General features: G+C 71.5%; 23 protein-coding genes. 11 read left to right on the forward strand and 12 right to left on the reverse strand.

Annotation, left to right across the window (positions count from 1 at the left end):
• The first annotated feature begins 67 nt into the window (after nt 1-67).
• The 3 genes from PQS31_RS15045 to PQS31_RS15055 all read left to right on the forward strand — a co-directional run bounded on the left by PQS31_RS15045 (nt 68) and on the right by PQS31_RS15055 (nt 1,879).
• On the forward strand, nt 68-1,048 hold the full coding sequence (locus PQS31_RS15045) for an NAD(P)H-quinone oxidoreductase (RefSeq protein WP_272763574.1): 981 nt from the start codon (nt 68-70) through the stop codon (nt 1,046-1,048).
• Nucleotides 1,045-1,551, forward strand: coding sequence for a CIA30 family protein (locus PQS31_RS15050; RefSeq protein WP_272763575.1), 507 nt, complete (start codon nt 1,045-1,047; stop codon nt 1,549-1,551). Before PQS31_RS15045 ends, PQS31_RS15050 begins: the two co-directional genes overlap by 4 nt.
• A 124-nt stretch (nt 1,552-1,675) precedes the next feature.
• Nucleotides 1,676-1,879, forward strand: coding sequence for a hypothetical protein (locus PQS31_RS15055; protein ID WP_272763576.1), 204 nt, complete (start codon nt 1,676-1,678; stop codon nt 1,877-1,879).
• Nucleotides 1,880-2,037: 158 nt separating this feature from the next.
• Here PQS31_RS15055 and PQS31_RS15060 read toward each other — a convergent pair whose 3' ends face one another.
• Nucleotides 2,038-2,406 (reverse strand): hypothetical protein, encoded by a 369-nt coding sequence (locus PQS31_RS15060; RefSeq protein ID WP_272763577.1) that lies wholly within the window; start codon nt 2,404-2,406, stop codon nt 2,038-2,040.
• A gap of 137 nt (nt 2,407-2,543) precedes the next feature.
• Between PQS31_RS15060 and PQS31_RS15065 the strand changes: the two genes are divergently transcribed.
• On the forward strand, nt 2,544-3,140 hold the full coding sequence (locus PQS31_RS15065) for a hypothetical protein (RefSeq protein WP_272763578.1): 597 nt from the start codon (nt 2,544-2,546) through the stop codon (nt 3,138-3,140).
• 110 nt (nt 3,141-3,250) lie between these two features.
• Here PQS31_RS15065 and PQS31_RS15070 read toward each other — a convergent pair whose 3' ends face one another.
• Nucleotides 3,251-4,147 (reverse strand): manganese catalase family protein, encoded by an 897-nt coding sequence (locus tag PQS31_RS15070; RefSeq protein WP_272763579.1) that lies wholly within the window; start codon nt 4,145-4,147, stop codon nt 3,251-3,253.
• A gap of 279 nt (nt 4,148-4,426) precedes the next feature.
• Between PQS31_RS15070 and PQS31_RS15075 the strand changes: the two genes are divergently transcribed.
• Nucleotides 4,427-4,666 carry a hypothetical protein gene (locus PQS31_RS15075; protein WP_272763580.1) on the forward strand — a complete coding sequence of 80 codons (240 nt, stop codon included), beginning with the start codon at nt 4,427-4,429 and terminating at the stop codon, nt 4,664-4,666.
• A gap of 295 nt (nt 4,667-4,961) precedes the next feature.
• Here the strand turns inward: PQS31_RS15075 and PQS31_RS15080 are convergent, their stop codons facing one another.
• Both PQS31_RS15080 and PQS31_RS15085 read right to left on the reverse strand, forming a co-directional pair.
• Nucleotides 4,962-5,501 (reverse strand): pyridoxamine 5'-phosphate oxidase family protein, encoded by a 540-nt coding sequence (locus tag PQS31_RS15080; RefSeq protein ID WP_272763581.1) that lies wholly within the window; start codon nt 5,499-5,501, stop codon nt 4,962-4,964.
• 113 nt (nt 5,502-5,614) lie between these two features.
• Nucleotides 5,615-5,833 carry a hypothetical protein gene (locus tag PQS31_RS15085; protein ID WP_272763582.1) on the reverse strand — a complete coding sequence of 73 codons (219 nt, stop codon included), beginning with the start codon at nt 5,831-5,833 and terminating at the stop codon, nt 5,615-5,617.
• Nucleotides 5,834-6,183: 350 nt separating this feature from the next.
• Here PQS31_RS15085 and PQS31_RS15090 point away from each other — a divergent pair, with 350 nt between their 5' ends.
• Entirely contained in the window at nt 6,184-8,760 is a 2,577-nt protein-coding gene (locus tag PQS31_RS15090; protein ID WP_272763584.1) for an EAL domain-containing protein, read from the forward strand.
• Nucleotides 8,761-8,794: 34 nt separating this feature from the next.
• Here PQS31_RS15090 and PQS31_RS15095 read toward each other — a convergent pair whose 3' ends face one another.
• The gene (locus PQS31_RS15095) at nt 8,795-9,409 is read right to left on the reverse strand and encodes a TetR/AcrR family transcriptional regulator (RefSeq protein ID WP_272763585.1); all 615 of its coding nucleotides are present in this window, start codon (nt 9,407-9,409) and stop codon (nt 8,795-8,797) included.
• A gap of 156 nt (nt 9,410-9,565) precedes the next feature.
• On the opposite strand from PQS31_RS15095, the gene PQS31_RS15100 reads away from it, so the two are divergent.
• Nucleotides 9,566-10,645, forward strand: coding sequence for an MBL fold metallo-hydrolase (locus PQS31_RS15100; RefSeq protein ID WP_272763586.1), 1,080 nt, complete (start codon nt 9,566-9,568; stop codon nt 10,643-10,645).
• A 101-nt stretch (nt 10,646-10,746) separates the two neighbouring features.
• On the opposite strand, the gene PQS31_RS15105 is transcribed toward PQS31_RS15100, so the two are convergent.
• Nucleotides 10,747-11,619, reverse strand: coding sequence for an SAM-dependent methyltransferase (locus PQS31_RS15105; RefSeq protein WP_336314357.1), 873 nt, complete (start codon nt 11,617-11,619; stop codon nt 10,747-10,749).
• A 94-nt stretch (nt 11,620-11,713) separates the two neighbouring features.
• Here PQS31_RS15105 and PQS31_RS15110 point away from each other — a divergent pair, with 94 nt between their 5' ends.
• Together PQS31_RS15110 and PQS31_RS15115 are read left to right on the forward strand one after the other, a co-directional pair.
• Nucleotides 11,714-12,805: an ABC transporter substrate-binding protein gene (locus PQS31_RS15110; RefSeq protein WP_272763588.1), complete on the forward strand. Its 1,092-nt coding sequence runs from the start codon at nt 11,714-11,716 to the stop codon at nt 12,803-12,805.
• A gap of 254 nt (nt 12,806-13,059) precedes the next feature.
• Complete coding sequence (locus PQS31_RS15115; RefSeq protein ID WP_272763590.1) at nt 13,060-13,770, forward strand: outer membrane beta-barrel protein; 711 nt, start codon at nt 13,060-13,062, stop codon at nt 13,768-13,770.
• A 120-nt stretch (nt 13,771-13,890) separates the two neighbouring features.
• Here PQS31_RS15115 and PQS31_RS15120 read toward each other — a convergent pair whose 3' ends face one another.
• The 3 genes from PQS31_RS15120 to PQS31_RS15130 form a co-directional block, all read right to left on the reverse strand.
• A complete protein-coding gene (locus tag PQS31_RS15120; RefSeq protein ID WP_272763591.1) occupies nt 13,891-14,187 on the reverse strand; it encodes a hypothetical protein in 297 nt (98 codons plus the stop codon).
• Nucleotides 14,188-14,371: 184 nt separating this feature from the next.
• Nucleotides 14,372-15,076 (reverse strand): lipase, encoded by a 705-nt coding sequence (locus PQS31_RS15125; protein ID WP_272763592.1) that lies wholly within the window; start codon nt 15,074-15,076, stop codon nt 14,372-14,374.
• Between the two features lie 181 nt (nt 15,077-15,257).
• Complete coding sequence (locus PQS31_RS15130; RefSeq protein WP_272763594.1) at nt 15,258-16,040, reverse strand: transglutaminase domain-containing protein; 783 nt, start codon at nt 16,038-16,040, stop codon at nt 15,258-15,260.
• A 144-nt stretch (nt 16,041-16,184) separates the two neighbouring features.
• On the opposite strand from PQS31_RS15130, the gene PQS31_RS15135 reads away from it, so the two are divergent.
• Both PQS31_RS15135 and PQS31_RS15140 read left to right on the forward strand, forming a co-directional pair.
• Nucleotides 16,185-17,024, forward strand: coding sequence for an SDR family oxidoreductase (locus PQS31_RS15135; protein ID WP_272763595.1), 840 nt, complete (start codon nt 16,185-16,187; stop codon nt 17,022-17,024).
• A 155-nt stretch (nt 17,025-17,179) separates the two neighbouring features.
• Nucleotides 17,180-17,353, forward strand: a complete 174-nt coding sequence (locus PQS31_RS15140) for a CsbD family protein (protein WP_272763597.1) — start codon at nt 17,180-17,182, stop codon at nt 17,351-17,353.
• Between the two features lie 107 nt (nt 17,354-17,460).
• On the opposite strand, the gene dinG is transcribed toward PQS31_RS15140, so the two are convergent.
• From dinG to PQS31_RS15155, 3 genes are all read right to left on the reverse strand, one after another.
• Complete coding sequence (dinG, locus tag PQS31_RS15145; RefSeq protein ID WP_272763598.1) at nt 17,461-19,644, reverse strand: ATP-dependent DNA helicase DinG; 2,184 nt, start codon at nt 19,642-19,644, stop codon at nt 17,461-17,463.
• Between the two features lie 65 nt (nt 19,645-19,709).
• Nucleotides 19,710-20,525, reverse strand: a complete 816-nt coding sequence (locus PQS31_RS15150) for a DUF2884 family protein (protein WP_272763599.1) — start codon at nt 20,523-20,525, stop codon at nt 19,710-19,712.
• A 109-nt stretch (nt 20,526-20,634) separates the two neighbouring features.
• The gene (locus PQS31_RS15155) at nt 20,635-21,078 is read right to left on the reverse strand and encodes an Rrf2 family transcriptional regulator (RefSeq protein WP_272763600.1); all 444 of its coding nucleotides are present in this window, start codon (nt 21,076-21,078) and stop codon (nt 20,635-20,637) included.
• Between the last annotated feature and the right edge of the window lie 3 nt (nt 21,079-21,081).

A 21,081-nucleotide genomic window follows, 5' to 3' on the forward strand; every position in this document is an offset into this window, starting at 1 on the left:
CGATGACCGCCACGGCGCGGTGATCGCAAGGCCGCAACTTCGAGGCCCACCGTCCGAGGACACCGCAATGCCAGAGTCCACCATGACCGCCATCGCCATCCGCGGTGGCACCGGCGCGGCCGATGCGCTGTATCCGGTCGAAGTCCCGCGTCCCGTGCCGGGGCCGGGCGAGGTGCTGATCCGCGTGCGTGCGGCCGGCGTCAACCGGCCCGACATCGTGCAGCGCCTCGGCAAGTATCCGCCGCCGCCCGGCGCGCCGGCCACGCTGGGCCTCGAAGTGGCCGGCGACATCGTGCACGGCGCCGGGCGCTGGAGGGAAGGCGACCGCGTCTGCGCCCTGCTCGGCGGCGGCGGGTATGCCGACTACGCGGTCGCCGATGCGCGCCACGTGCTGCCGATGCCCGAAGGCCTGGACTGGGCGCAGGCCGCGGCACTGCCCGAAACCGTGTTCACCGTTTACGCCAACGTCTTCGAGCACGGCGCGTTGCAGCCGGGCGAATGGCTGCTGGTGCACGGGGCCACCTCGGGCATCGGCGTGGCCGCGATCCAGATGGCCAAGGCGGCCGGCGCCCGTGTCATCGCCTGCAGCCGCGGCGCCGACAAGGCCGCGCGCACGCGCGCGCTCGGCGCCGACGTGGCGGTGGATACGTCGACCGTGGACTTCGCGGCCATCGCGAACGAGCACGGCGGCATCGACGTGGCCCTGGACATGGTCGGCGCGCCCACGCTCGCGCGCACGCTCGAGGCGCTCAATCCGAAGGGCCGCATCGTCTACATCGCCGCGCTCGGTGGCCCGGTGCTGGAGGTGCCGGTGATGACGCTGATGCAGAAGCAGGCCGTGCTCACGGGATCGACGCTGCGCCCGCGCAGCGCGGACGAGAAAGCGCGCCTCGCCATCGCCGTGGAGCGGGTGGTCTGGCCGTGGATCGCCGAGGGCCGGGTGAACGCGATCGTCGACCGCAGGTTTGCGCTGGCCGACGCCGCCGCGGCGCATGCGTATCTCGAAGCCGGCGCACACGTGGGCAAGGTCGTGCTGGAGGTCGGGTGAGCGCATCGCCGCCCCGCTTCGACATCGGCGCGGTGCCGGCGCACTGGGTGACGCTCGACGACGACGTGATGGGCGGGCACTCGCGCAGCCGGGTGACGCTGCGCGGCGGCGTGCTGGTGTTCTCGGGCACCACCTCGCTGGAGGACAACGGCGGCTTCGCGTCGATCCGTGCGCGCGGTGCATTCGACTTCGACGGTGCCCTGGGGCTGCGGCTGCGCCTACGCGGTGACGGGCGCCGCTACCAGCTGCGCCTCGCCACCGACGCGCGCCACCGCGGATCGAAAGTGTCGTGGCGTGGCGAGGTCGCCGCGCCCGCGGACACGTGGACGGACGCGGTCGTGGCGTTCGACCGGATGCAACCCACGTACCGCGGCACCGTCCTCGACGGGCCGGCGCTGATGCGTTCGAAGGTGGAAGACGTCGGTGTGCTGGTGGGTGACGGACGGGCGGGTCCGTTCATGCTGCAGATCGCGGGCATCGCACCCGTCCACGGCGTGTCTTGAACACTCGCACGCGATCCCTCGATGCAGGGACTGCAGACGCCGGCGCCCCGCCCCGGCAGCGCGTCACCGCTGCCCGACGCGGCGCGGTCCACGGTCGCGCTTCCTCCCCCCGACGAGATCGATCATGACCCACGCGAAAACCGGAAACGAAGGCGCGTTCGCCGACCAGACGGCCGAGGGGCCTTCGGATCACAGCGAAGGCCGCGGCAATCCCGGCCAGGGCCCGGAATCCCTGGGTGCCGACGATGGCGACGGTGGACACGACAAGGCCGGCTCGCCGTCGCGGCAGGGGCCGGTACCGGACGCGCCGGCCGACGACCACGACTGATCGACGCCGGCGCCCTGCGCAGCGGATTGCGGGCTGAGCGCACCCGCGCATGTGGCGGGCGCGGCACGTGGTCTGCGCCTGCTGTCGGTGCCGCATCGCGGCGCGCTGAGCGAATGCATGCGCGGGGCCGCAAGCGTCAAGGGCGCCGGTGCCAGGCGTCAATCCTGCGGCGCCGCCTCCGCGCCGGGCTCCTCGTCCTCACCGCCGTGTCGCGCGTACCAGGCGGCATAGGGCGTCGTGCGCGCGAGGTGGCGGGTGTAGTCCGGTGCGCCGTCGGCCCACCAGACCGGTCCGCGTTCGCCGAGTGCGCGCTTGCCGGCATCGACCGCGCGCCTGGCTTCGGCGAGTGCGGCAGCATCGTCTGCGCGCTTCGCCGACTTCACCGCGCGGCGCGCGTCCATCAAGGCAGCCACCAGGCGTTGGCGTTCGGCATCGGACAACCCGGGATCCGTCGCACGCCACAGGCGGCCGCGCACGACCAGATAGCGCTGGTCCGGTGTCATCAACGGCGGCCTGGCCCCGGTCACGGCATGCAGTATGGCGCGGCCGACGCGGCCCGATCGCCGCCGCGGCCGCACGGATGCTTCACGGAATGCAAAGGCGCAGGCCGCGACGATCGGCGCCCCGGCCGCACGCGTGCGGCCCGTCTCTGCGAGGTGCACCGATGACGCCGTCCTGTTCCGCAACACCCCACGCGCTGGTCCGGGCGCTCGCGCCGCTGCTCGCGGCAGTCGCGCTGGCGGCGTGCGCTCCGGATGCCGACGGTGCCGCCTCGGCCGACGCCGCCACGGCGCCCGCGCCCGCGGTGCAAACCGCCGACACGGACGCGCCGCCAACGCCGGCCTCCACGCCGGGCGCGGCAGCGGGTACGGTCGGCGGGGACGGCTCGGAGATCGTGCTGGAGGTGCTGACGGCGCAGGAACTCGGCGGCGCCGGGCTCGAAGGCGAACTCGCGTGCAGCTTCTCCGAAACCGGGGCCACGGGTCCGCTGCTGCACGCGATGGGCGCCGTCGCGTCCGACGCGCCGGCGCTGGGGGTGGTCAAGGTGGCCGGTTACATCGAGCCGATCCGCGCGCCGGGCGGCTTCGACGGCATGACCCGGAACCCGGTGTTCACCGGCCAGGGCAAGACGATCCGCATCGTCGAGACCGGCGCAGCGACTGCAGGCGGCGAGTCGCCACCGCGACCGGCCACGTTGACGTACCTGCGCGCCGATGGCGCCAGCCGCAGCTTCGACGGCCAGTGGCAGTGCGGTCCGTGAGCGCACATCGCGCGCGCGCATGAACCCCTGCACAGGGCGCCACGTGTGCCTCGTGGTGCCCTGCGGTCCGACCGGCACGGTGACGCTGGCCGGCATCGCACGCGGCGATGTCAGCGTGCGGTCTTCACCGCGCCGGCGCCCGGGCCCGCCCCCAGTTCCGCACCGGTGAGCGGATCGGCGTCCGGCGCCGACGCGGTGCGGGCCGCGAATGCCTCCACCGCTGCACGCTGGCGCTCGGTCAGCCCGACGCTCGCCGAGCCGTCGCCGCCGTCGACCGCCGCCTGCGCATCGCGATCCTCCACGCGCTCCCAGAGTTCGCCCGAGTTCCACGGGCCGCGGGCATCGCCCGGCTCGCCCTGGGACATGTCGAAGTAGACATCGGTGAAGGCCGGATCGCCCGGCAGCTTGCCCGGCGGGAAATTCGGCTGCATCGCATACAGGGCCTTCTCGAACGACTTCTGGTGCGCGACCTCGCGCGTCATCAGGAAGGTCAGCGCGTCCTTGATGCCGGGGTCGGTGGTGAGGTTGATCAGACGCTCGTAGACCATCTTGGCGCGCGCTTCGGCGGCGATGTTGGAGCGCAGGTCCGCGGCGGGCTCGCCGATCGTGTCGACGTAGGCCGCCGTCCACGGCACGCCGCTGGAGTTCACCAGCGCCGGTCCGTTGCCGTAGAGGATGGCCTGGGTCTGGCTGGTGCTGTTGCCGGTGAGATTGCGCATCTCCGCCATCTCGTCCATGCCTTCGGCGAGTTCGCCCTTGGCGCCCTTGTTGAGCATGGTGATGATGGAGCCGATGATCTCGAGATGGCTGAGTTCTTCGGTCGCGATGTCGAAGAACAGATCCTTGCGGCCCGGATCGTCTTCCGCCAGGGCCTGGGTGAAGTAGCGCATGGCCGCGGCGAGTTCGCCTTGCGGTCCACCGAACTGTTCGAGCATCAGCGTGGCGAGCTGCGGATTGCCGGCTTCGACGCGAACGGTGTACTGGAGCTTGCGGTTGTGCATGAACATCGGGATCGGTCCTCGTGCGTGGGGCGGCACATGCGCGCCGCCTTGCACGCTCCCTGTTTGCGGGTGACCGGCCGATGATCGCGTCCGGGATTCACGGCATCGGGTGCGCAAGCACGTCGCAGTGCCCCGGTGCGCCACACGGCACGCCGGCGCCGCGCGTCGGAAGCCGGCGATGCGCCCTGCAGAAACTCCCCGTCGGCCGTCGAGGCGGCGTCGCGGTTTCACGGCCCGCCGCCGGGCCGCCGTCGCACGGTGGACCCCCGCCTTCCGGAGCACGTGGTGCGTCCCTCGCGCTGTACGTTCGGCTACGACCTGGCCCAGCGCCTGTGGGTGCTGACGGACGACGTCACGCACGCACAGCTCGGGACATTCGCGTGCCGGAGTTCCGAAGGCGCACGGCGAATGGTGGCCGAACTCGTCCGCGCAGGTGCGCGCGTGCGGTTGCGTGATGCCGACGGACGGTATCTCTCGCGCGACGCGGAGGCCGCCTGGCTGTCGGCACGTGCGGTGGATCGCTGACGCGTTCCAGCGACCGTTGACGGGATCGGAGGATCACGCGTGCATGCGCGCAATGATCCGGTCCGCCGTCCGAGCGACATGGCGGTGCGTCACACCCGGAACGCTGCGGGCACACCATGCGGCACCGCGCGCTTCGGGCACGGCGAACGCGCGGGCGGGATGACACGGCTGACGCCGTGTTCGTTCGCGCGATTACCGCGGCGCTGCACGCGTGATGCGTGCAGCGCGGCGGTGACCGTCGTACCAGTGATGGACTCGCAGGCGCCGCGCGCGATGCCTGCAGGTCCGTGGCGGCTCAGGGCCGGATGCTGCCCTCGATGGAATCGTCGAGCGTCTTGCCGATCGCCGCGCCGACGACCATCTTGGTCGCCGCGACCAGATCACCGTGCTTGTTGTCCCAGTAATAGCCCGACGACGGCGTGACCCGGATCACCGTGATGCGCGGATCGTCCTTCCCGCCGGTGAACCAGGTTTTCATGATCGGGTTCCACAAGGCGTCGATGCGGTCGCGGTCGCGGCTGATCGTCGCCTGGCCCTCGAGCGCGAGAAAGCCCGAATGCTTGGACGACTGCAGCAGCAGGCGGACCGCAGGGTCGGCTTCGATCTCGGCGTTCTTGTGGCTGTCGGACGCGCTCAGAAACCACAGCGCGCCGGCGTCGTCGGCCTGCTGGATCGCCATCGGGCGGATGCCGCCGGTGTCGCTGCCCGGCAGCGGGGTCGTGGAGAAGAAGCAGGCGTCGGCATCGTCGGACATGTCGCGGATGCGCGCGACCGCGTCGGCACCGGCGAGGTGCTCGAGATTGTGCCCGGGCTGGTTGCGATTGATCGAATCCATGGGGGACCTTCGTTGGAGGTGCACGGGGAGGGGGGACACACGCGCCGGCGTACGCGATCAGGAGCGCCGCTCCGGCCGTGGACGCGGCCTTTGGATGAAAGGCCGCTGCGCGCTCAGGACTCGCCGAAGCCGCGGCTGGACTGCGCACCGAAGTTCGGTGCCGGCTCGACATCGACGCTGTCGGCCAGACGCACCGGATCGCCGTGCGGCGCGGTGCGTGCACCGCCGTCCAGTTGCGGGGCGGCCGGGGTGGCCGGGGCTTTCTGGCGCTGCCAGGCGCGGTAGGCGACGTAGCTCAGGGCGCCGGCGGCGAAGATTCGGAACAGCTTCATGACGGGGGCTCGTGCGGGTGTGGGTGGGCGTCGAGAATGGAAGCGGCGGAGTGATCCGCGCGTGACTCCATCGGGTCCGGACTCCAGCGATGCGCACGGGGGCGCCGCGGGCGCTCAAGCCGGCGTGCGTCGCGTCCGATAGAGACGGGGCGCCTGGCGGTCGCGCCTCTGCGCATGCGCCAGGCGCAGACGCACGCGCAGTGGCGCGGATGCGCCGATCGGTCGTACCGTCGTCACTCTCGGGCTCGCCAGACCTTATGCGCTCAATCGAGACATCGCCGGGAGCGCCACCGTCCGCAGCGCCGCCCCGGCGCCGGGCGGCGTCGACCGGCGGCCGGATCTGGCCGCCGATGGCATGGGCGCTGCTGGCACTGGCGATCGGTCTGGTGATCACCGTGATGCTGGGTCAGCGCGAGCGCGAGGCGGCGCAACTGCGTGCCGACACCCTGCACGCCTCGCTCGCCGACGCCGCGCAGACGCGCCTGCGCGAGCCGCTCGATGCCGCCTCGATCGCCCTCCGGGCCATGCAGACGGTCTTCCTGTCCAACGACGTCATGGACCAGGCGGACTTCGCGCGCTACCAGGCCAATCTGCGCGCCGTCGAGCACGTGCCGGGCTACCGCATCACCGGCTTCGCCCGCTACCGGCCGGCCACGCCGGAACACGGCCTGTCGTATCGCTACGAACTGATCACGCCGCTGGAAGGCAATACGGCCGTGCTCGGCTTCGACGTCACCGCGCAGCCGGCGAACCTGCGGGCGCTGCAGGCGGCCCGCGACCGGGACACCGTGGTGATGTCGGCGCCGTTCCGGCTGGCCCAGGTGCCCACGCCGGGCACCGAGGCGCTCGGGGTCACCTTGCGGCTGCCGGTCTATTCCCGGGGGCCGGTGCCCGCGGACGTGGACGAGCGGCGGGCGCGCGAGATCGGCGCGCTGGCGATCAGCCTGCAACTCGATCCGATGGTGCGCGCCACGCTGGAGGGCCGGATCCTCGAATTCATGCATCTCGAGATCCGCGACCCGGATGCGCCGGACGACGCGGCCACGGTGTTCGTCAGCGGGCCGCGTCCGGCGCACGCCGGCGCGGTGTTCGTGCGGGCGATCGAATTCGGCGGGCGGCGCTGGGAACTGCGGCTGCAGCCGCTGGCCCCGCACCAGGACGGCTCGCGGCTTCGCGCGACCCTGCTCGCGGGCACCGCGATCAGCGTGCTGCTGGCGTTGCTGCTGTGGTCGATCGCCAGCACCCACCGCCGCGCACTGGCCCTGGGCCAGGGCATGAGCGCGCGCTTCAGCGAGAGCGAGGCGCGGTTCCGCACGCTCAACGAACTGCTTCCGGTCCTGGTGCTGTCGGCCGATGCCGCCTCGGGTCGCATCACCTACGCCAACCAGGCCGCGCGTCAGCGGCTGGGCGACATCGAGGGGCGGTCGCTGGCGGACATGTTCGTCGATCCGGAGGTCCGCTCGGCCCTGCAGGTCGCCGCGCGCGACGGCGGCTGGGACGGCCGCGAGGTGCGGATGGCCGGCGTCGATGCGCCGTTCTGGGCGCGTGCGTCACTGGCGCCGGTGGTGGTCGACGGAGCCGCCCACCTGCTGCTCACCGCGGCCGACAACACCGAACATCGCGAGCTGACCGAACGCCTCAGCTACCAGGCCTCGCACGACGCGCTGACCGAACTCTGCAACCGGCGCGAGTTCGAACGGCGCCTCACCCGCGCGCTGAGCCAGCGCATCGGCCAGCCGGGGGTGCCGGCCTTCGCGTTGCTGTATTTCGATCTCGACCAGTTCAAGGTGATCAACGACCTCTCCGGCCACATGGCCGGCGACCAGTTGCTGATCGAACTGGTGATGGCGCTGCGCATGAAGATGCGCGAAGGCGATCTGCTCGCGCGCCTGGGCGGCGACGAATTCGGCCTGCTGGCCTTCGATGTCGACGAGGCCGCGGCCCTGGCGCTCGGCGAGCGCCTGCGCCGCTGCATCGAGGCGGTGCGGTTCGTGTGGCAGGGGCGCACGTATTCGGTCAGCGCGAGCATCGGCGTGGTCATGGCCGACCGTGCGGGCCTGAGCCTGAAGGACCTCATGGCCTGGGCCGACAGCGCCTGCTACCAGGCCAAGGAGGACGGCCGCAACCGCGTGCACCTGTATCGCGACGACGACGACAGCACCCGGCGCCTCGGCGAGATGGAGTGGGCCAACCGCCTGCGCGTGGCGATGGAGCAGAACCGTCTGCTGCTCGATTTCCAGGAGATCGTGCCGGTCCGCGAGACGCCCAGCGAGGGGGCCCATGTCGAGCTGCTGCTGCGGCTGCGCGACGAGAACGGCCACGAGGTCACGCCCGGCACCTTCCTGCCGGCCGCGGAGCGCTACGGCCTGATGCCGGCGGTGGACCGCTGGGTCATCGCCACGGCCGTGGCGCATTTCGCGCAGCTGCACCCCCACGGCGCCGCGCTGCGCACCTGTGCGATCAATCTCTCCGGCGCGAGCGTGGAGGACGACGACCTCGCGGATTTCATTCTCGGCTGCATCGCCGAACACGGCGTGCCGGCCGAGCGCTTCTGCCTCGAGATCACCGAGACCGTCGCCGTGCGCAGCCTGATGAAGGTGGCCGGCGTGATCGAGCGCCTGCGCGCCGCCGGGTGCCGGATCGCGCTCGACGATTTCGGCGCGGGCATGTCCTCGTTCGGTTATCTGAAGAACCTGCCGGTCGACATCATCAAGATCGACGGCAGTTTCATCCGCGAACTCGACAGCGATCCGATGAGCCGCACGATCGTCAGCGCGATCGTGCAGATCGGCCACCAGCGCGGGCTGGAAGTGGTGGCCGAATGGGTCGACGACATCCGCGTGCGCGACGTGCTGGCGGAGCTGGGCGTGGACTACGGCCAGGGCTTCGCGCTGCACCGCCCGGAGCGGGTGCTGTTCCTGCGCTAGGCGGCGTGGGGTCCGGCGTGGCCCGCAGCCGCGCTCAGCCGTAGTAGGCGAGGAACATGTCGACCGCGGCCTCGGCCACGCGGGTCTGGCGCGCGTCGTCGAGCGGCGGCTGGCCCATCGACAGCTGCGGCCACAGCGCGAAGCTCTTGACCAGCCCCTGCAGCTGCATCGACGCGAACAGCGGATCGTCGGTCTTCAGCCGCCCGTCGGCCGCCGCGGCGCGCATCCACACCGTCAGGCCCTCTTCGCGGTGTCCCAGGCGCGCGAGCATCGCGCGCGCGAGGTCCGGCGAATGGAGGCCCGCCGCCATCGCCACCCGCGCCACGTCGACGAAGCCCGGATCGCGCAGCAGCTCGAGCTTCTGCCGGACCAGTTCCAGCAGCTGCGGGCGCAGCGGCCGGTCGGCGCGGTAGGCGAGGTCGGGGCCGACGATGCCGCGTTCGAGCATCGTCTCGAGAATCCGCAGGAACAGGGCGTCCTTGCCCGGAAAATGGTTGTAGACGGTGCGCTTGGACACCCCGGCCCGCGCGGCGATGCGATCCATGCTGGTGGCCTCGTAGCCCGAGGCGCGGAACTCCGCGATCGCGGCCTCGAGAATCGCCGCGTGCTTGCGGTCGGTCAGGCGGCGCGGGGCGGTCTCGTCGGTCATCGGCACAATTCTACACCGACCGGTTTACTTCCCTGATGCGCTATGTAAACTGCACGGTGTAGTTCATTGGAGATGCCCGTGTCGTCTTCACCGCCGCCGTCCCGCCCGCGCCGTCGGCGCCTGCTGCCGTCCCTCGTCCTGCTTGGAGTCGCGCTCATGAGTGCCTGTCTGCTGTCGTATGCCCGCACCAGCCATCCGGTCGCCGACTATGCGGCGTCGCCGCAATCGGACGCGGGCCGCTTCCGCAACGTGCGCGAGCGCCCGGCGATGGGCCTGGGCAACGGCCTGCGCGTGTTCTGGGACATGCTGTTCAACAAGCCGGCAGGCGCGGTGCCTGCCGGCCCGCTGCCCGTCGTGCCGCTGACGCGCGCCGAACTCGAGGCGGCGCCGGACCGCAGCCTCTACCGCCTCGGCCACTCGACACTGCTGCTGAAACTGCGCGGCGGGTTCTGGATCACCGATCCGGTCTTCGCCGAACGTGCGTCGCCGGTGGGCTGGGCGGGCCCCAAGCGCTTCCATGCACCGCCGATCGCCCTCGACGCCCTGCCGCCGCTGCGCGGCGTGCTGCTGTCGCACGATCACTACGATCATCTCGACCGTGCCACCGTGCGCGCACTGGCCGAACGCGCCGAGGTCTTCCTCACGCCGCTCGGCGTCGGCGATCGTCTGATCAGGTGGGGCGTGCCGGCGGACAAGGTGCGCCAGTTCGACTGGTGGCAGGGCACGACGGTCGACGGCCTGCAGTTCACCGCCACGCCCGCCCAGCACTTCTCCGGCCGCGGGCTGTTCGACGGCGATCGCACGCTGTGGGCGTCGTGGGTGATCGTGGATCCGGCGCCGTCGGCCGATGCGGACGCGCTGCGCCTGTTCTTCAGTGGCGACACCGGCTATTTCGACGGTTTCGCCGAGATCGGCCGTCGCTTCGGCCCCTTCGACGTGGCGATGATCGAGACCGGCGCCTACGACCGGCGCTGGGCGTTCGTGCACATGCTGCCCGAGGAGACGGTGCAGGCCCATCAGGATCTCGGTGGCCGCGTGCTGCTGCCGGTGCACAACGGCACCTTCGACCTGGCGATGCACGTCTGGACCGACCCCTTCGAGCGCGTGTCGGCGCGTGCCGCCGAGCTCGGCATTCCCCTGTCGACGCCGATGATGGGCGAGCGCGTCGATCTCGCCGCGCCGCAGTCGACCTCGGCCTGGTGGCGCGCGCTGCCGGCGGCTGCCGCCGCGGACTGACCCGCGGCGCGACAGCCTGGATGGGCTGGATGCCCGGCAGCGGCGAGCATCGATCCGCGCCGCGACGCAGGCGATGCACGCCGGCAGCGCGGCCGGCGTCGTCAGCGCTTGACGGCCAGCACGCCGTCGAGCGCGTATTCGGTGCTCAGGCCGGATGCGACCAGGCGACGCGCGACCTCGCGCGGCACGTCGCGGCCGCTGGTCAGCCGGTTCGGCGCGCCGGTGTAATGGAACAGGCGCCCACCGCGGCGCAGCACGCGCGCGAGATGGTCGTAGAACACCTGCGAATACAGCTCGCCGGCGATGCCGAAGCGCGGCGGATCGTGCAGCACCGCATCGACGCTGGCATCGGCGATGCCGACGATGGCCCGGGAAATGTCGGCGTGGGTCAGCTGCAGGCGGCCGCCGGTGTCCACCGCATCCGGATCCGGTGACCACGGGTTGAGCGTGCGCAGCCACAGCACGTCCTCGTTCTTCTCGAACGAACGGATCTGCGCCACGCCCGCGTCCAGACAGCACGCCGCGAAATAGCCGAGACCGCCGCAGGTGTCGAGCACCACCTTGCCGCGCGGGGCGACCAGCGCCACCTTCCGGCGCGCGTCGTCGATCGGCGAGATGCGCGCCGAGACCAGCATCTTGATGCCGTCGATCTCGAACGTCGGCGGGCCCCAGTCGGTCGGTACCAGCTTGATCAGCGAGCGGCCGAAGCGCGACACCGCTGCCCAGTCGTCCCCGTCCGGCACGTAGAGCGTGCGGTCCTTGAGCGTGCCCGGCCACGTATAGGCGCGGCCACGCCACGACCAGTGCGCGTCGTCGAGCGTCACGGCCTCGACGCTGCGCCCAAGGTCCAGCGAGCCGCGCCACACGCCGGTGCCGGCGCGGTGCGCAGCGCGCATCGCCTCGGCGATCTCGCGGGTCAGCAGGGGAGCGGTGGCGTGGGGCATCGCGGCGCCGGACGCGGAACGGGCGGGCATCGTAACCGGTCGGCTGCCGGCCACTGTGCGGGCGCCCGTGCTTCGACGAGAATCGCCGCTCCGGACGGAGCCCGTCCATGCTGGAAGTCGTCACATGCGTGTTGCCGCGATCACCCTGGCCGTCTCGGCCGGGTTGCTGCTGTCGGGGTGCGGGTCGGGCCGTCCGGGTAACGGGGGCGGCGCGGGTGCCGCCATTGCCGCGCAGGCGGACCCGGACACCCCGGTGCTGGCGCTCGACGGAGAGGTCGCCGGCGAGATCACCTCGTCGAGCGGCATCAACTACAGCGACGGCAGCCGCTATCAGCGGTTCTCGCTGCCGCTGAGCGAAGGCCAGGCCGTGTCGCTGACGCTGGACGGGCCACTCACCGGCCTGCTGGCGGTCTTCAACGGCGACCAGATGATCGCGAACGGCGAGGGCCCGGGCCTGGCGTTCCGTGCGACGACGACTGGTGACTACCTGGTCGCGGTCAGTGGTCACGGCGCCAGTGCCTACGGGCCGTTCCGTCTCCGCGCGAAGGCCATCGACGCCTACGACGGCGCGCCGCTGGCGGGCGAGGGCGAGGTGATGGACTGGCTGACCGGTCGCGCGCAGGACTACACGCTGCAGATCGAACGCGCGGGCCTGTACACGATCACGCTGGCCTCGTCGGCGTTCGACCCGGTGCTGCGCGTGCGCGGGCCCGGGGTCGAGGCGGAGAACGACGACGGCGGCAGCGGCACCGATTCCCGTCTGCGCCTGTATCTCGAGCCCGGCACCTACACGATGAATGTCGCCGCGCTGCAGGGCGAAGGGCGCGGCGACTTCGCGCTGGCGGTGCGTCATGCGCCGCTGCCCGGCGGCCTGGTCACCACCGACGGCACCGCGCTGGTGTCCGGACGAACCGCGGTGGCCCACGTGGACGGCGGTGGGCGCCGCTTCGTGCTCGACGTGCCGCAGGATGCGCAGGTGACCATCGACGCACGCTCCGAGGATCTCGATACCGTGCTGCACGTCGACGGGCCGGGTGGCACCTTCGAGGACGACGATGGCGGTACGGGCACGAACGCGCGTGTGTCGACCCGTCTGTCCGCGGGACGCTACGCGGTGCGGGTGGAGGGCCTGGGCGGGGGCACGGGCATGGTCGATGTGGACGTGCGCATCGACGGTGTCGACGCCCCACCCGTCGACGGCGTGACCACGCCCTGAATCCGCCGGCCGAGCGGTCGCGCGGCGCCGTCGTCGACGCAACGCGACCGCCGAAACCGCGACCGGGTTCCTCATCGCCGTAAACGCATCTTGAACGCGGGACGCGCGATCGCGTACAGCGAACGTGAAGGTTTGTGTGCGCTTCAGGCGCGGCGGGCTTTACTGCGGCCCGCGTCGCCGCCTTGGCGTCGTGCAATTTCCCCCGCAGACGCGCGCTCCACGGGCGCGTCCAAGACCAAGAAAGGAAGGCCCCGATGAAGAAGCTTCTGATTCCCGCGGCGATCGCCGCCGCGTTGTGCGCCCCGACCGCGTTCGCCCAGAGCATGGGGGGCGACACCTACCGTCCCGACCTGCAGGTCGGCCAGGGCAACGGCTTCATTGCCGGCAACGTGGGCCGCACCGACGGCGGCACGGCGGGCCGGTTCGGCACCGGTGATTTCAACGTGTTCGAAAGCCGCGACGGCCGCAAGACCGGCTATGGCCTGGTCGGCGGTTACCGCTGGAAGGTCGCGCCGAGCTTCGGCATCGGTGTCGAAGGCGGCTACACCGACCTCGGCAACATCGAGATCCGCAACATCGACCGCAGCGCCGACGTGAACCAGCGCGCCGACCGGAACGCGCTGCGTGGCTGGCAGGTCGGCGGCAACGCGCGCTGGCACGTGACCCCGGCGTGGTACGTCAGTGGCCGCGGCGGCTACTTCCGCGCGTCCGACAACAATGTCGACTACTACAACTCGCTGGGCCAGAACCTGGGTCTCGAGAGCGGCGGCAGCGACGGCCGCAACAGCTGGTACGCCGGCGTCGGCACCGGCTGGAATGCCACCGAGAACTTCAGCGTCGGCGTGCACTACGACTACTACCGCGCGAAGGCCGGCGACGTCCGCGACCCGGTCTCGGGCGCGCGCTTCGACGGCCCCAAGCGTTCGACGGCGCTGCTCGGCCTGACTGCCGAATACGCGTTCTGAGCACAGGTCCCGGCGCGCTACGTGCGCCGGGACGTCTCGCAGGCAACGAACAAGGGCGCCCTCGGGCGCCCTTGTTCGTGTTCGTGTCCGACGCGGACGCCGCCCGCGCCCGCGTGGCGATCAGGCCGCCGTGGCGGTGAACACCCGGGCCCCGGCCGTCTCGCGCGACGCGTCCGCCGAGGCGAACCGGGTGACGTTGGCGACATCGACGGCGAGGTGGCGCGCGAGATCGCGTTCGTAGCTGCCATCGGCATTGCGGATGCGCAGGACGCCGTCGGCGCCGATCAAGGCGCGCACGTGCCCGCCCTCGGTGGCCTCGCGCCGGCTCAGAAACGCACGCACCACGCGTCCGGATGCATCGTGCCGGAGCACCCACAGGCACTGCGACATGTCGTATTCGAGTGTGTAACTGTCCACGGGGCGCTCCTCCTGTTGCGGTGGCGCGAGTCTGGGTGGACGTGCATCTCGGGCGCGTGAACCGCGCGGTGCACGCGCTGCAGGGATTGCAGCGGCCGTCCGCTGCCGCCGGCGCCTTGCCGGTCACGCGTCTCCGACGGCGGCGGCCCGTGCCCGGAGTGCCGCCCGCGCGACGCGGCCGCGCTCATTCGACCAGATCGACCTGCAGCCTCGCGGTCTCGCCGAGCAGCCCGAAATGCCCGGTCGCAAAGGTGTAGCTGGCGTTCTCGCCGGCGATCTGCGAACTGTGCACGCCGCCAACAGTGCAGAGGCCGGTCGCACACACCACCTGGTCGATCCACGATTTGATCGACACCACGCGCAGCCCGAGCGGGTGGCCGCGCAGCCGCGTCAGCAGCGGGCTGTTGACCGACAGGCCCTGGGCGCCGCAGGTCGACGTGGCGACGTTGAGGGGATAGGTGCCACACGACCACAGGCCGCGCGTGGCGCCGGCGATGCCGACGAAGGTGTGCACGTCGCCCGCGAGGCGGTAATCGACGATCTGCTTGGCGGCCAGGGTGACGCCCATCGAATGCGCGATCACATCGATGCGGCCGGTGCACGAGCGCGCGATCGCCTCGACCAGCGCATCGAGTACCGGCGCCTCCTCGCTGCCGCTGTGATCGTTGCAGGCCGCGCAGCTGCGGCTGCCCCAGGCCGGGCGCAGGATGTCCGCGTCCGCCCAGCCACGCGCGCGCAGCTCGATGTAGGTGGCGTCGAACTGCGCCGGCGTGCCGGTATTGCCGTGCACGAGCACGACCGCGTCGCGGCAGGCGCCCTCGGCGCCGAGGGTGGCGGGTGCCAGCACGAGTGCGAGCGCGGCGCGGATGCCGCAATGGAACAGAGACATGACGTTCTCCCCCGGCCCGGTCGGGGCCGCACGTGACGGCGCGCCCGGGCGGGCGCGTCACCGGCACGTGGTGGGGGACAGCAGCCGGCGCGGCCATCGCACCAGCGCCGCGTGCGCTGCGCGATTGGTCCAATGGCCATCCGTGACCGGCATCACGCCCGGTCCGCACCGCCCGCTGCGCTCAGGGCGCCAGCCCCACCCAGACCTGCATGTCCACCGTGGTCAGCCCGCCGTGATTGGTCAGGAAGGCCACGTCGGCGGCGTCGCGGCCCGTGGCCACGACGATGCGGCCGCCACGCGGCCGGTCCTGGGTGGGATCGAAGGTGGTCCAGCGGCCGTCGCGCCAGACCTCGAACCAGGCTTGCAGATCCATCGGTTCCAGCCCGTGCAGATAGCCCACGACCATGCGCGCCGGAAGCCGCAGGGCCCGGCACAGCGCGATGCCGACGTGGGCGTAATCGCGGCACACGCCGGCACCGTGGCGCATCGTGTCCAGCGCGTCGGTGCTCGCGTTGCTCTCTCCGTAGCGGTAGGCGATGCGCGAGCGGATCCAGTCGCAGATCGCGTCCACCTGCGCCGCGCCCGGCGCGGCCCCGCCGACGATGCCGTGCACGTCCTCGAACAGCCGGTCCGAGGGGCAGTAGCGACTGGGCAGCAGGAACTGCACGGTCTCGTGCGGCAACGCCGCCGGCGGCGTCGCCGGGGCGTGCCCGGCCAGCGGAATGTCGGCGTCGGTTTCGACTTCGATCTCGGCGCGCAGCGTCATCCGGCCGCGCGGCACGACGAAGCGCTGGCAGACGTTGCCGAACGCGTCGATGTATTGGTCGGGACGCACCTGGGGCGTGAACCGCCACGATTCGCTCACCAGCCACTGCAGCGCATTGCTGCGCGGACGCAGCATCGCCACCACGGCGCAGTCGTCCTCCGCTTCCACCACGATCTCGCAACCGGCCTGCAGGCGCATTGGACGTATCCCGGACGAAGCGGCGAACGTAGACGAGCGGCTGTGCAGCGCGTGCACACGCCCGGCGTCACGGCCTGCGCGCCGGTCACGAGCGCACCACGTACGCACGCATACGGTGGCCCGCCGTCTCCAGGAGTGCCCCTGATGAACCAGCCTGCGCAGCAGCAGTCCGTCCCCGGCGTCGAACGCAAGCTCGATCCGCCCGCCGACCACGGCGAGGACAGCTACCGCGGCAGCGGCCGTCTGCAGGACAAGGTCGCGATCATCACCGGCGGCGACAGCGGCATCGGACGCGCGGTGGCCCTGGCCTACGCACGCGAAGGCGCGGATGTGCTGGTGAGCTATCTCAGCGAGGACGAGGATGCGCACGAGACCCGGCGGCTGGTCGAGTCCGCCGGCCGGCGCTGCGAACTGGTCCCCGGCGACATCGCCGATCCCGCGCACTGCCGCGCGATCGTGCAGAAGACCGTCGATGCCTTCGGTCGCATCGACATCCTGGTCAACAACGCCGCCTATCAGATGAGCTACGAGTCGCTCGAGGAGATTCCCGACGACAAGTGGGACTACACCTTCCAGGTCAACATCACCGCGATGTTCCACCTGTGCAAGGCGGCCGTGCCGCACATGAAGCCGGGCGCGTCGATCATCAACACCAGCTCCATCAATTCCGACAAGCCGAAGGAAACGTTGCTGCCGTATGCGGCGACGAAGGGTGCGATCGCCAACTTCAGCGCCGGTCTGGCGCAACTGCTCGCGAGCAAGGGCATCCGCGTGAACTCGGTCGCGCCGGGCCCGATCTGGACCCCGCTGATTCCCTCGACGATGCCGCCGGACCAGGTCGCGTCCTTCGGTTCCCAGGTGCCGCTCCAGCGCCCCGGCCAGCCGGCCGAATGCGCCCCGATCTATGTGCTGCTCGCCTCGGACGAAGCCAGCTACATGAGCGGCGGCCGCTATGCGGTGACCGGCGGTGCGCCGATCCTGTAAGCGCCTTCCAACCGGCTCGACACAGGCGCTGTGTGAACCGGACATTGCCGACGCGTCGCCCCGACCGCGGCGACGCGTCGAACTTCACTCCTGCATCTCACGGCGCTGCCTACAACCTTCGACACCCTGCAATCCCCGCAGGCGGAGCGATGACGATGGACAAGAACCGGACCGAAGGTGCGAAGAACCAGATCAAGGGCACCGCGAAGGAAGTCGCCGGCAAGGTCACCGGCAATACTGGCAAGGAACTCGAGGGCAAGGCCCAGAAGACCGCCGGCAAGGTGCAGAGCGAAGTGGGCAAGGCCAACGACGCGATCCGCAAGGACTGACCACACCGCTGCACGACGGGACGGGCGGCTTCGGCCGCCCGTGCTGTTCGCGGCGGGCGTTCACAGCACTCGAGGCACGCGTGTCGCGAACGGCTCGGAGCGGACGGCTAACCGATCACGCGCTCGAACGGCGGCAGCGCATCCAGGATCGTCTTGCCATAGCGCCGGCTGAGCAGCCGCGAGTCGAGGATGATCACGCGGCCGGTGTCGCTCGAGGTGCGGATCAGTCGCCCGGCGAACTGGGTGAGCGTGCGCAGCGCATGCGGAATGGCGATCAGGTTGAAGGCGTTGAGGCCGCGGCCTTCCAGCCATTCGCTCAGGGTCGAGGTCTGCGGGTCGGTGGGCACCGCGAAGGGCACCTGGGTGATCACCACCGTGGTGCAGGCTTCGCCCGGGAGATCCAGACCTTCGCCGAAGGAGTTGAGGCCGAACAGGACCGAGCCGTCCTTGGCCGCGACGCGCCTGAGGTGCTCGGCGACGACCTGCGATTTGTTGGTGGCGGTCTGCATCTGCACCTGCGCGCGGCGCGAGGCCGGCAGCAGGTCGGCGACCTTTTCCATTTTCCAGCGCGAGGTGAAGAGCACCATGCTGCCCTTCTTCCAGTCCAGTTCGCGCACCAGGTACTCGGCGATCGCCTTGGGATGGCCCTCGCGGTCGTCGGGCGTGACCGGGAAGTTCGGCACGATCAGCTGCGCCTGCCGGCGCAGGTCGAACGGCGAGGGCAGCGAGACCATCTCGGCATGGTCGGGCAGGCCGGTGTCGATGGCGAAGGACTGGAAATCCCCGCCGCCGGTCAGCGTGGCCGAGGTCATCACCACCGAGTCGATCTCCTTCCACAGCAGCTGGCGCAGCACCTGGGCCGCCGAGACCGGCGAGCAATGGCAGACCAGATCGCCATCGCGGGTGGCGGTGACCCAGCGCGCGAACGGCGGTTGCCCGTCGCGGTCCTCGCGGCGCCAGCCGGTCCACAGCGCGTGCTGCTGCTCGATCGTCTCCAGCGCCATGCCGAGGCTGCGCTGCAGCTTCTCGCGCGCGGGATCGTCCTGCTTGCTGCGCGCGACCAGGGTCTGCGCCGCGTGCACCCAGTTGAACAACGCGCGGGTGTCTTCGCCGAGGGCCTCGATCGCCGGCAACCAGGCCTCGGGCAGGCGCCCGTTCGCTGCGCGCCACATCGGGTCGCGGTCGTCGGGTTCGGGTCGCCACACCGCATCGATCTCGAACCGGAACGCCTTCAGCGCCTTCGCCACGCGCGTCGCCAGTTCGATCGCCTCGTTGGGCAGCAAGGTGCCGATCTTCTCCTTGTCGACCAGCCGGTAGGCGCCGGCGATCAGGATCTGCATCCGCGACACGCGCTTGGCCATGTCGCCCAGCGGCAGTTTCGCCGCGCCCTGGTCGATCGCGACGCTCGCCACGTGGTGGCCTTCGTCGAGCACCAGCAGCATGTCGGCCGGCGCGGCCAGCAGCGGCTGGCCGTTCTCCACGTCGCCCAGCGACAGCGACGACAGCAGCAGCGCGTGGTTGGTGACGACGATCTGCGCCTCGCGCACGGTGGTGCGCGCTTTCAGGACCGGGCATTGCTGGGCGAAGCTGCAGCGCCGACCCGCGCAGCCCGAGGCGGGCGTGGTGATGCGCGCGCGCAGCGCGGGGGACACCGGTTCGGGCGCGGCGTCCAGATCCCCGTCCCACAGGCGGTCGGCATGCGCTTCGAGCAGCCGGCGCGCGGCCTCGGCTTCGTGCGGCGCCAGCGGCCGGTCGTAGAGCTGGGCCTCGTAGTCGCCGCCTTCGTCGGCGCCGAGCGGCGCGTCGCCGAACGCGGTGTCGCCGAAGATATGGGCCTGGCTGGTCTCGCCGTGCAGCTCGGCGGCGTTGCGCGTGCACAGGTAGCGCGTGCGGCCCTTGGCCAGCGCGACGGTGGCCTCGATCCCGGTCGCCTTCAGGAACGCCGGAATGTCGCGTTCGACCAGCTGCGACTGCAGGGCGACGGTGCCGGTGCTGATGACCAGCTTCTTCTTCGTCGCCAGCGCGATCGGCACGCCGGCGGTCATGTAGGCCAGGCTCTTGCCGACGCCGGTGGGCGCCTCGGCGACGCCGATGCCGCCGGAGGTGGCCAGCGCACGCGAGACCAGCCCGATCATCTGGCTCTGCGAGCGGCGCGTGCTGAAGCCCGGCGTGTTGGCCTGCAGCTTGGCGTACGCCGCGCGGATGTCCGCCTTCAGCGCATCGGTCAGCACGCGCGGCGGCGCGTCGGCTGCGGCGCTGGCAGCCGGCGGTGTGGTCTCGGGTTCGCCCATGCGGCCATTGTCCCACGGCCGGTTCGCGGGGACCGAGACCGGCCTCCGACGCGCGGCGGCCGCGTTCAGTCGTGCGGCGCGTCGGCTGCGGATGCGCCGGAGCGCGCGTTCGCTCCCTCCGCTGCGGGCGCGAGCATCACCAGCCGCTCGCCCTCGAACCGGTACTCGAGCGCGGCCTGCAGGGCGTGCAGCGCCTGCACCTGCGCGCACAGCGCGTCGACGCGACGTTCGAGCTCGGCGCTCCGGGCGTCGATCCGGCGTGTGAGTTCGGCGTCCAGACGCTCGGCGCGTGCGTCCATGCGCGCGGCGCGGCCGGTGATCACCTGCCACATCACGCTGCGGCCCAGGCTGCCGTTCATGCGCTCGGCGACCGCCTCGATGCGCGCCTCGAAGCCGGGCCCGAAGACATCCTGGTCCCAGCGGCCGCGGCCCAGCGTGCGGTCGATGTGGGCGGTGGTGTCGGCGTGGAAGCGCTCGACCTGACGCACCTGGCGCGCGCTGCCGGTCATGGCCTCGACCACGCCGGCCAGCGCTTCGAACGCGAGCCCCGCGCTCTGCCGCGCGACCTCGGCCACGTCCGGCATCAGCGCACGCGCGCCGGACTCGAGCTGGCGCAGGCGCTGCGCATCCGCGGTGCTCACCGTCTGCACGGTGCGGTCGACACTCAGCGTGCCGTCGTGGAAGAAGATCTCTTGGGGACGGCCCTGGCCGCGATAGAGCCACACGCCGCCGGTGTCGACGAGCACGTTGTACGGCGTGGACACCGCGCACCGGTCGGCCGACAACGGCGCGGCGGCCTCGTCACCCGACGCGTGGGCCAGCCCGGCCACCAGGACCAGTGCCAGCAGGACGACGAGGCGAGGAGAGCGACGGCGGGTCATGGGCGTGGCGTCCGGGGGACTGCGGCGAGCATGCCGCGCGCCGCGTCCGCGCTCGCGTGCTTGAAGTCACGAGGGTGTCCGCCGGCAGGGCCGACGCGCGCTGCGCGCATCAGCCGCGCGTGTGCGACAGCGCGGCCATGCGCGCCTCGAAATCCCGGGCGACCTCCGCCAGCGTCGTCGCCTGCAGCCGGGTGCGCAGCAGCGCTTCCGCTTCCTGCAGGGCGGTCGTCAGGCGCGCGTTGACCGCCTGTTCGACGAGGCAGCGCGGGTCGTCGTCGGCCATGCCGATGGCGAACAGCGCGGGCTCGCCCAGGGCGGTGTAGATGTCGAGCAGGGTGATCGCGTCGAGCGGCCGCGCCAGTGACCAGCCGCCGCCGTGACCCTTGTCCGAGCGCACGTACCCGGCCTCGCGCAGACCGCCCATCGTGCGGCGCACGACCACGGGATTCGTGCCGAGCATGCCGGCGATGTCGTCCGACGTCGCCGGCCCGTCACGCTCGGCGAGATGGATCAGGACGTGGAGCATCCGGCTGAGGCGACTGTCGTTGCGCATGGG

The sequence above is a fragment of the Luteimonas sp. BLCC-B24 genome (assembly GCF_028550595.1).
Lineage (GTDB): Bacteria > Pseudomonadota > Gammaproteobacteria > Xanthomonadales > Xanthomonadaceae > Luteimonas.